General features: G+C 35.8%; 10 protein-coding genes and 20 tRNA genes. 26 read left to right on the top strand and 4 right to left on the bottom strand.

Features of this window, described 5'->3' with window-relative positions; genetic code table 11:
* Positions 1 to 21 precede the first annotated feature (21 nt).
* From BFS35_RS11320 to BFS35_RS11225, 20 genes are all read left to right on the top strand, one after another.
* A tRNA-Lys gene (locus BFS35_RS11320) sits at positions 22 to 97 on the top strand.
* Positions 98 to 119: 22 nt separating this feature from the next.
* A tRNA-Leu gene (locus tag BFS35_RS11315) sits at positions 120 to 203 on the top strand.
* 4 nt (positions 204 to 207) lie between these two features.
* Positions 208 to 282 (top strand) — tRNA-Gly (locus BFS35_RS11310).
* A gap of 40 nt (positions 283 to 322) precedes the next feature.
* Positions 323 to 411 (top strand) — tRNA-Leu (locus BFS35_RS11305).
* Between the two features lie 3 nt (positions 412 to 414).
* Positions 415 to 491: transfer RNA gene (locus BFS35_RS11300), tRNA-Arg, on the top strand.
* 19 nt (positions 492 to 510) lie between these two features.
* Positions 511 to 584: transfer RNA gene (locus BFS35_RS11295), tRNA-Pro, on the top strand.
* Positions 585 to 606: 22 nt separating this feature from the next.
* Positions 607 to 682, top strand: a tRNA-Ala gene (locus BFS35_RS11290).
* A 20-nt stretch (positions 683 to 702) separates the two neighbouring features.
* Positions 703 to 776: transfer RNA gene (locus tag BFS35_RS11285), tRNA-Met, on the top strand.
* 39 nt (positions 777 to 815) lie between these two features.
* Positions 816 to 889: transfer RNA gene (locus BFS35_RS11280), tRNA-Ile, on the top strand.
* Positions 890 to 909: 20 nt separating this feature from the next.
* Positions 910 to 1,002 (top strand) — tRNA-Ser (locus tag BFS35_RS11275).
* Positions 1,003 to 1,059: 57 nt separating this feature from the next.
* A tRNA-Met gene (locus tag BFS35_RS11270) sits at positions 1,060 to 1,133 on the top strand.
* 8 nt (positions 1,134 to 1,141) lie between these two features.
* A tRNA-Asp gene (locus BFS35_RS11265) sits at positions 1,142 to 1,217 on the top strand.
* Positions 1,218 to 1,224: 7 nt separating this feature from the next.
* Positions 1,225 to 1,297 (top strand) — tRNA-Phe (locus BFS35_RS11260).
* Positions 1,298 to 1,313: 16 nt separating this feature from the next.
* Positions 1,314 to 1,389 (top strand) — tRNA-Thr (locus BFS35_RS11255).
* 4 nt (positions 1,390 to 1,393) lie between these two features.
* Positions 1,394 to 1,477, top strand: a tRNA-Tyr gene (locus tag BFS35_RS11250).
* Between the two features lie 20 nt (positions 1,478 to 1,497).
* Positions 1,498 to 1,571: transfer RNA gene (locus tag BFS35_RS11245), tRNA-Trp, on the top strand.
* A gap of 2 nt (positions 1,572 to 1,573) precedes the next feature.
* Positions 1,574 to 1,646 (top strand) — tRNA-His (locus tag BFS35_RS11240).
* A 16-nt stretch (positions 1,647 to 1,662) separates the two neighbouring features.
* Positions 1,663 to 1,734: transfer RNA gene (locus BFS35_RS11235), tRNA-Gln, on the top strand.
* 5 nt (positions 1,735 to 1,739) lie between these two features.
* A tRNA-Cys gene (locus BFS35_RS11230) sits at positions 1,740 to 1,813 on the top strand.
* Between the two features lie 356 nt (positions 1,814 to 2,169).
* Positions 2,170 to 2,251, top strand: a tRNA-Leu gene (locus BFS35_RS11225).
* A 155-nt stretch (positions 2,252 to 2,406) separates the two neighbouring features.
* On the opposite strand, the gene BFS35_RS11220 is transcribed toward BFS35_RS11225, so the two are convergent.
* From BFS35_RS11220 to BFS35_RS11205, 4 genes are all read right to left on the bottom strand, one after another.
* A complete protein-coding gene (locus BFS35_RS11220; protein WP_099576923.1) occupies positions 2,407 to 3,453 on the bottom strand; it encodes a tyrosine-type recombinase/integrase in 1,047 nt (348 codons plus the stop codon).
* A gap of 64 nt (positions 3,454 to 3,517) precedes the next feature.
* Positions 3,518 to 3,967 carry a hypothetical protein gene (locus BFS35_RS11215; RefSeq protein ID WP_099576925.1) on the bottom strand — a complete coding sequence of 150 codons (450 nt, stop codon included), beginning with the start codon at positions 3,965 to 3,967 and terminating at the stop codon, positions 3,518 to 3,520.
* Positions 3,968 to 3,984: 17 nt separating this feature from the next.
* The gene (locus BFS35_RS11210; protein WP_099576927.1) at positions 3,985 to 4,431 is read right to left on the bottom strand and encodes a hypothetical protein; all 447 of its coding nucleotides are present in this window, start codon (positions 4,429 to 4,431) and stop codon (positions 3,985 to 3,987) included.
* Positions 4,432 to 4,484: 53 nt separating this feature from the next.
* A complete protein-coding gene (locus BFS35_RS11205) occupies positions 4,485 to 5,132 on the bottom strand; it encodes an XRE family transcriptional regulator (RefSeq protein ID WP_099576929.1) in 648 nt (215 codons plus the stop codon).
* Positions 5,133 to 5,330: 198 nt separating this feature from the next.
* Between BFS35_RS11205 and BFS35_RS11200 the strand changes: the two genes are divergently transcribed.
* From BFS35_RS11200 to BFS35_RS14165, 6 genes are read left to right on the top strand one after another with little or no spacing between them, the layout of a single operon-like run.
* The gene (locus tag BFS35_RS11200) at positions 5,331 to 5,543 is read left to right on the top strand and encodes a helix-turn-helix domain-containing protein (RefSeq protein ID WP_099576930.1); all 213 of its coding nucleotides are present in this window, start codon (positions 5,331 to 5,333) and stop codon (positions 5,541 to 5,543) included.
* A 17-nt stretch (positions 5,544 to 5,560) separates the two neighbouring features.
* A complete protein-coding gene (locus BFS35_RS11195; protein ID WP_099576932.1) occupies positions 5,561 to 6,463 on the top strand; it encodes a ParB N-terminal domain-containing protein in 903 nt (300 codons plus the stop codon).
* Positions 6,460 to 7,227, top strand: coding sequence for a DUF6551 family protein (locus BFS35_RS11190; RefSeq protein WP_099576934.1), 768 nt, complete (start codon positions 6,460 to 6,462; stop codon positions 7,225 to 7,227). The genes BFS35_RS11195 and BFS35_RS11190 overlap by 4 nt, the downstream gene beginning before the upstream one ends.
* A gap of 11 nt (positions 7,228 to 7,238) precedes the next feature.
* The gene (locus BFS35_RS11185; protein WP_099576936.1) at positions 7,239 to 7,556 is read left to right on the top strand and encodes a DUF771 domain-containing protein; all 318 of its coding nucleotides are present in this window, start codon (positions 7,239 to 7,241) and stop codon (positions 7,554 to 7,556) included.
* On the top strand, positions 7,553 to 7,684 hold the full coding sequence (locus BFS35_RS14170) for a hypothetical protein (protein ID WP_275068231.1): 132 nt from the start codon (positions 7,553 to 7,555) through the stop codon (positions 7,682 to 7,684). Before BFS35_RS11185 ends, BFS35_RS14170 begins: the two co-directional genes overlap by 4 nt.
* Positions 7,684 to 7,818 (top strand): hypothetical protein, encoded by a 135-nt coding sequence (locus BFS35_RS14165; protein WP_275068230.1) that lies wholly within the window; start codon positions 7,684 to 7,686, stop codon positions 7,816 to 7,818. The genes BFS35_RS14170 and BFS35_RS14165 overlap by 1 nt, the downstream gene beginning before the upstream one ends.
* Positions 7,819 to 7,900: the final 82 nt, after the last annotated feature.

Here is a 7,900-nt window from a genome sequence, read left to right as displayed (position 1 = left end):
TTTTTCCGGCACCATTTCTTTGAGCCATTAGCTCAGTTGGTAGAGCATTTGACTTTTAATCAAAGGGTCAGAGGTTCGAATCCTCTATGGCTCACCATTTTTAATAAATTTTATTTTACGCGGGTGTGGCGGAACTGGCAGACGCACTAGACTTAGGATCTAGCGCCTTTGGCGTGGGGGTTCGACTCCCTTCACCCGCACCATATTGCGAAAGTAGTTCAGTGGTAGAATACAACCTTGCCAAGGTTGGGGTCGCGGGTTCGAATCCCGTCTTTCGCTCCATTAATTCTATCGTAATAATTATGGCTTTTATTACTTAAAAGCCGGGGTGGCGGAACTGGCAGACGCACAGGACTTAAAATCCTGCGGTAAGTGATTACCGTACCGGTTCGATTCCGGTCCTCGGCACCATTAGCGCCCGTAGCTCAATTGGATAGAGCGTTTGACTACGGATCAAAAGGTTAGGGGTTCGACTCCTCTCGGGCGCGCCATTATTTTGATTACTAGCTACGGGAAGTAGCTCAGCTTGGTAGAGCACTTGGTTTGGGACCAAGGGGTCGCAGGTTCGAATCCTGTCTTCCCGATTTGCTTTAAAAGCTTTAATATGGGGGCTTAGCTCAGCTGGGAGAGCGCCTGCTTTGCACGCAGGAGGTCAGCGGTTCGATCCCGCTAGTCTCCACCATATTAACTTTATATTATTTCGGCGGCGTAGCTCAGCTGGCTAGAGCGTACGGTTCATACCCGTGAGGTCGGGGGTTCGATCCCCTCTGCCGCCACTATCTTTTTTAAAACTTAATGTGTACTTTTAGGATTTAGGACCTTTAGCTCAGTTGGTTAGAGCAAACGGCTCATAACCGTTGGGTCGCAGGTTCGAGTCCTGCAAGGTCCACTTAATTATTTTTATATAATGGAGGAATACCCAAGTCCGGCTGAAGGGATCGGTCTTGAAAACCGACAGGGGCTTAACGGCTCGCGGGGGTTCGAATCCCTCTTCCTCCGCCATTATTTTTTTACTTCAGCAAAATAAAATAAAAAAGATTTTCAATTATTTATTATTATCGCGGGATGGAGCAGTCTGGTAGCTCGTCGGGCTCATAACCCGAAGGTCGGTGGTTCAAATCCGCCTCCCGCAATTATTAGTGGTCCCGTGGTGTAGCGGTTAACATGCCTGCCTGTCACGCAGGAGATCGCGGGTTCGATTCCCGTCGGGACCGCCATTTGTATGGCTCAGTAGCTCAGTCGGTAGAGCAATGGATTGAAAATCCATGTGTCGGCGGTTCGATTCCGTCCTGAGCCATCTTTTTTATTATTATGCCGGAATAGCTCAACTGGTAGAGCAACTGACTTGTAATCAGTAGGTTGAGGGTTCAAGTCCTTTTTCCGGCACCATCTTGGAGGGGTAGCGAAGTGGCTAAACGCGGCGGACTGTAAATCCGCTCCTTCGGGTTCGGCAGTTCGAATCTGCCCCCCTCCACCATTTTTTATTTGTTTACCTTTAGGGGCATAGTTTAACGGTAGAATAGAGGTCTCCAAAACCTTTGATGTGGGTTCGATTCCTACTGCCCCTGCCATGGCGATTGTGGCGAAGTGGTTAACGCATCGGATTGTGGTTCCGACACTCGTGGGTTCGATTCCCATCAGTCGCCCTTAATTTTTTAATATTGGGCTATAGCCAAGCGGTAAGGCAACGGACTTTGACTCCGTCACTCGTTGGTTCGAATCCAGCTAGCCCAGCTTTAGGCGCCATAGCCAAGTGGTAAGGCAGAGGTCTGCAAAACCTTTATCACCGGTTCAAATCCGGTTGGCGCCTCCATTAATTTTATATATGCGGGAGTATTTCAACTCTTAGAATACGGACCTTCCTGGTTCGAGATGTAGGTGTAAGTCCTACCTTCCGCTCCATTTTTGTTAAGCTGCATGATGCATGCTTATTTTTTTCGTAGAATTTATGTGGATACATAGAGATAAAAAAAGAACTACAGAAAGGATTCTGTAGTTAAAAGTAATTAAACGAAAATGAAATTTGGTGATAATAAAGTTGACGAGACTTTATTACACGTTCATTATAACAGGTCATTTGCTATTTGTGAACATAGATTGAAAATAGGATGAAATTCTTGACCATAATTTTTTTAAGTATTATACTTATTAAATAATAAATTTTACTAAGCCACCGTGGCGGAATTGGCAGACGCGCCGGACTCAAAATCCGGTTCCTCACGGAGTGTCGGTTCGACCCCGACCGGTGGTACTAGTATAAGGTTATTAAACCTTATATAAGCTTATAAAGTTGATTTGACGGTATTTAAACTTATTAAAAGTTATATAAAATTATATTTTTGGTCACAAACATGGACACGATATATAGAGAGTGTGACCATGTGGACACGAAAAATGGACACGGTTTTATAAACTCTGAATATGCTTTATAGTACTCTCTGCTTCTTCTTTATAAGCTTCTTTTATTAGATGACTATACTCTTGTATTGTAATGTCTATAGAAGCGTGTCCTAAGCGTTTAGAGATGTAATAGATAGAAACACCCTTGTACAGCAAGAATGACACGTGAGAGTGTCTGAATGCGTGTGAAGTGGTGTCTTTTTTTATTTCTAAAGCTTTATTGCATTTTGCAATAGATTCATTTACAGATTTATTTGATATACGTTTACCTGCATGAGTAAATATATATCCTGAAATATGAGTAGGTACGTGATCAATATAATCTAATAATAATTTTATTGTATCTCTATCAACTTCAACGGTTCTCTTTGCACCTTTATTCTTTGTTCCGTCTAAATAAATTGTCCCGGCTACCTCGTTTATATGTTCTCTCTTGAGATTGATACAATCTGAAAATCTGCCCCCCGTTGCAATCATTAGTAGTATCAAATAAGTTGATGGCTTATAATACTGTGTTCTGTCCAAATAATATCGTTTAACTGCCTTCAACTCTTCCATGTCGTAATACTTATGATGTTCTTCTTTACTTTCTATCTTTGAAAAGATATTTACATTATGCGTGAAATCTCTGTGAATAATACCTTCGTCTATCGCTTCTAATACAACCTTCTTAATGTAATTGTTATAACGTGATACTCCGTCAAGAACATGCTTTTTAGCTAAATCATTAATAAAACTTTGATATTCAGATCGTGTAATGTCTTTCATGTTCTTATGTCCAAATTCTGTTTCTAACAACTTTCCTAATCGCTCATAATTTGAATATGTCTTAGCTGATACTTTTTCCTGGGTGTAAGTTTCGTGATAAGTATTGTAGTACTCATGCAGCGTTATATGATTATTTGGACGATAACCTTTAGATACTTTATCATATAACTCATTTGCTTTCTGTGTGGCTTCACGTTTGGATGTACATGAATTGCTTCTATACCGTTTACCATTATAACGAAAGTCATAAGCCCATTTTCCATTGTCTAATTTTTTAATTTTCATGTTGTACCTCCTAAAAAATTGTATAAAAAATAAGCCTGCGAAAATGACAGACTTATATTAAGTTTTATTTAATCTCTTTATCCATTACATCTGTATATTTTTTAAAAACTTTTTCATCAATACTACCGTTAGCTTGAATTAAGAATTTACCTTTCGCATATGTATGAGAAAATAACATTGCGCTTTCTTTACCTAATTGATCATAATACTTTTTCATTTCTTTTAAATCATTCTCATTATCATAATAAAACAATCTAGCGTTCATATCTTTTTCGACTACAAATTGTTTAGCCTCTTTTGACTTCATTGGTGCAGGACCAAAATCTTCATGACTCATCTTTTTAACATCTTTGACAGATAATCCTTTATCATCAAAAGATTTAATCAAAGTATCAATTGTAACCTCTTTTTGTTTTTGTTCTGTTTGCGCATCGTTTTTACCTTCATTCCCACCACAAGCTGTTAATAATAGCGTTGTCGACAAAATTGTTGCAGATAATAATTTGATTTTCATTTTCTAACCTCCTAATTTTATTTTTGTGCTATCTCACGTAATAAATGAATGATTTCATTGTTCTGTTTAATGATTTCATCATTTTGTGCAATTATTGTATAGTTTTGCTTTTGTTGCAGTAAATTAGAATTCATAATAGCTTGTTTGTCGATACTTAGTGTAGTCATAGCTGCCCAATTGTTTGTGAAGGAATTCAATTTAGAATCTGTCACTAATGGGTGTATAGCATCTATCGTTACTTTTGTAGGGTTGTGTATACCTTTGTTAGCTAACCATGATTCAATTTTAGTTTCACCAGTTGGCGCTGCAGGTGCTTCACCATTCATAAATCTATAGATAAGATCATCCTTAGCATCACGTGATAATGATTTGAAACGTTGTTTTTCCTCTGGTGATAATGTTTTAACATACTTCGATTCATTTGCACCAATTTTAAATTGTTCTTTCATAGTATATTTTGCCATAGAACATTTCCCCCTATATTTTTTATATGATAAAGGCATTAAGCCGAATATCCTTAATATTTTCTGTTCATACCTACAACACGACCTACAAATTTAACTTTATCGTTTTTATTATAAAATTGTGGTTGATGATCTGAATTATGAGATTCAGGTTGTAGAATTATCATATCACCGTTGTAGCGCACTCTTTTAACTGTAGCGTTATAACCATTTACCATTACAACACCAATTTGCCCATTTTCAATAACCGCATCTTTTTCAACAATAACTATATCTCCATCTTTAAATTCTTTATCCATTGAATCACCAGAAACTATTAAACCAAAGTATTCTTTACCATCCTTAATTAAGGATTTGGATACATGGATTTGAGAAATAATATTTTCTTCTGCGTATATTGGAAGTCCAGCAGAAACTTTTGCAAGTACAGGCAGTTCAATTACAGGAGTATAATAAGTTACAGTTTCTTCTCGTATATAATCAACTTCTGTTGGTGTTTGTGTGTCAGAATTAAGAATATCTTCAGTTTTAATATTTAATCCTTTGCAAATCTTTATTACATTTTCAACTTTAGCATTATAAATTCCACGTTCTAAAATAGATCTGATAGTTGTATAAGGTAAATCAATTTCCTTTGCAAAAGCTTTAATACTACCTGATTTCTTTTCCATTAATATTTTTAACTGTTCTTCTTTACTCATTTTGAACAACCTCACTTGTAGTTTGTACCTATATAGTAACATGCGAAAAATCGTATATCAAGAAAAATAAAATAAAAAAATACGAATTTTTGTATTGACGTAATACGAAATTTCGTATATTCTTTAGTTAAGCCTTTTTTACGGCTTTATTTTTTGAAAAATAAGTACGAAATTCGTATTTGAGAGGGGAGAGAAAAAATGTTGACGAATCTTGAAAAAGTCAGAAAGGAAAAGAATGTTTCATTAGTTGATATTGCCGACGTTCTAAAAGTTAGATATCAAACCGTATCAGACAAAATCAATGGTAAATCAGATTTTAAATTTGGAGAAGCAATTATCATAAAGAACGAATTTTTCCCAGAATACGACATAGAATTTTTATTTGCAAAAGAAGAAAAAACCGTTGGATAAAAAAAGGGAGGTACTTCATGAACGAAATAAAACTTATCAAATTGGATTGGTTGAATACTAATAAAGAAGTCGATGATCTTGTACCACGTATGAGAGAGCAAGAATGGAAAGATTTTTTGAAATCGGTTGAACATGATGGTATCAGACAACCTATAGACATCAATAAAGATATGACAATTATTGATGGTAGACATAGAGTTGATGCTGCTAAGTTGATGGGCTACGAAGAAATAGAAGCAAGAATACATGACTTAAATGAAACAGAATTATTCAAATTCGTAAGAGATACAGCAATTGAACGCAGACATCTAACAAAAGAACAACGATTACACATTGTATTAAGCACAAGTGAGTTGATTGAAGAACTTGAGTATGAAGCTAAAGAGAATAAAAGAAAGAATTTATTGAAAAACCAATATCAAAATTCCAATTGTGGACCGGATGAACCTCAATTGAAAAAAGTAAATACAAACGCTGAGCTTGGAAAAATCGCCGGTGTATCTAAATCAACAGTCACAAGAGCGAAAAAAGTTAAAGCAGAAAATCCTGAAGGTTATGACAAAGTAATCAAAGGTGAATCTACTTTTAATAGAGAGTACGAGGAACTGCAATCAGTGAAAAATAAAAATTATCAAAAGGAAAAACGAGCATCTGTTGGTCGTCCTAAGAAATCAGAGCAAGTTGATTTACGAGTAAAAATAAACGAAGAAGCAATGACGCTTGAAGAAATTATATTACAACGTCCTGAAATGGCAGCGATAAATATAGTAGATTATGCAGGACATATTAATGATCTATTAGATGAAGCAGGAGACATTGAAGCAGTTGAAAGAATTATATCAACGTTAGAAGTAGAAAAGATTATCAAATTAAAAAACAACATTGATCAAATTATAAAAATTGGAGGATATATCAAATGAGAACATCAAAATTAAATGTTAATACAATCAAAACGGATACAACTTATCAATCACCAGTAAATAGTACGGAGGTTAGAAAAATAGTCAAGAATTTCAATCCTAAAGCTTTGACATCAATCATTGTTAGCCAACGAACAGACGGCGAGTATTACGTAATAGATGGTCAACACAGAATGAGCGCATTAAAACAAATGGATATACCAATGGTAGAGGCTTTAATCTATACGGGGTTAACGAGATACGATGAAGCTGAAATGTACGCAAAAATAAACGAAATAAAAGCCAAAACACCTAATGCTTTGGGGAAAGCGAAATATCAATCAGGTGATTTGGCTGCTACACAAATTCATAATGCCGTTGAAAATGCTGGTTTATTCATAGACTATGATAGCACAAATCGAGAATTAAATCATGTTAGAGCATATAGAGCATTAGAACGAGTTAATAAAAAATATGGTGCTGAACACTTAGAAGAAACTTTAGTTATCTTAAAAAGTGTTTTCGATAATTATGTTCATAGTTTTGAAGCTAAGAATATTGATGGTATGGCGAAATTCTTATTTGTGTACCGTGATGATTTTGATTACAAACGCTTAGTTAAAGTTGTTAATCGTTTAGGTTTAGCTGAATTTAACAGATTGTATACGCAAAATAAACCTAATTGCGACACAACAGCTAATGCATTCGCAATCACTTTACTAAATGTATACAACAAAAAATTAAAAGAAGAACAAAAATTAAACAAAATGAAATTGTTGGTATAGGAGGTGCAATCATGAACCTAATCAATGAGGAAGTTCTAAATACAATGATCCAGGAACAACTTCAATCAATTATAGATGAACAACTGAAACAGCCGGTGTGGTGGACGCTAGATGATTTAGTAAAAAATGAGCGCATTGGTGGGGAAACGGTCGTAACTGATATGTTGAACTATCCACCTTACAAAAAAGAATTACAAAACGATATTGTTCACTATCCTGAAACACGACGAAGTCCATATCTCATTCATGCAAAACGTATGAAAGAATGGCTCGATAAAAATTTTGAAAAAGTTAATAGTCAGAGAAAACTTTGGAGGGTGAAGAGATGAATGATCTATGGATTGCATTCTTAATGATGCTTAGTGAAATGACTGCCATGGAAATGTTCGGCTCAATCATGATAGCTGTATGTGTAGTGTTACTTTACTGTGTTGGCTTGTTCAGTGAGGTGAGTTGATGGATAGAGAAGTAGAAAGATTTCATCAGATGTTTGACAATCTTTATTCTAGCGAATCCGAGGAAAACTTTTTCAAAGAGTTGGAGGATGAGGCGAAAATCGAAAGATTAAGAGAGGAGGCAGATGATGAATGATAGACAATTCGTAGCTGTAGTATTTATATTTGCGATTTTCGTTTGTTTATTCTATGTCACATTAGCACTATGTTACATGCTT

The organism is Macrococcoides goetzii, from assembly GCF_002742385.2.
In the GTDB taxonomy this organism is placed as follows: Bacteria; Bacillota; Bacilli; order Staphylococcales; family Staphylococcaceae; genus Macrococcoides; species Macrococcoides goetzii.
Note: the sequence above shows the minus strand (reverse complement) of the source record. Positions and strands in the feature narration are given on the sequence as shown.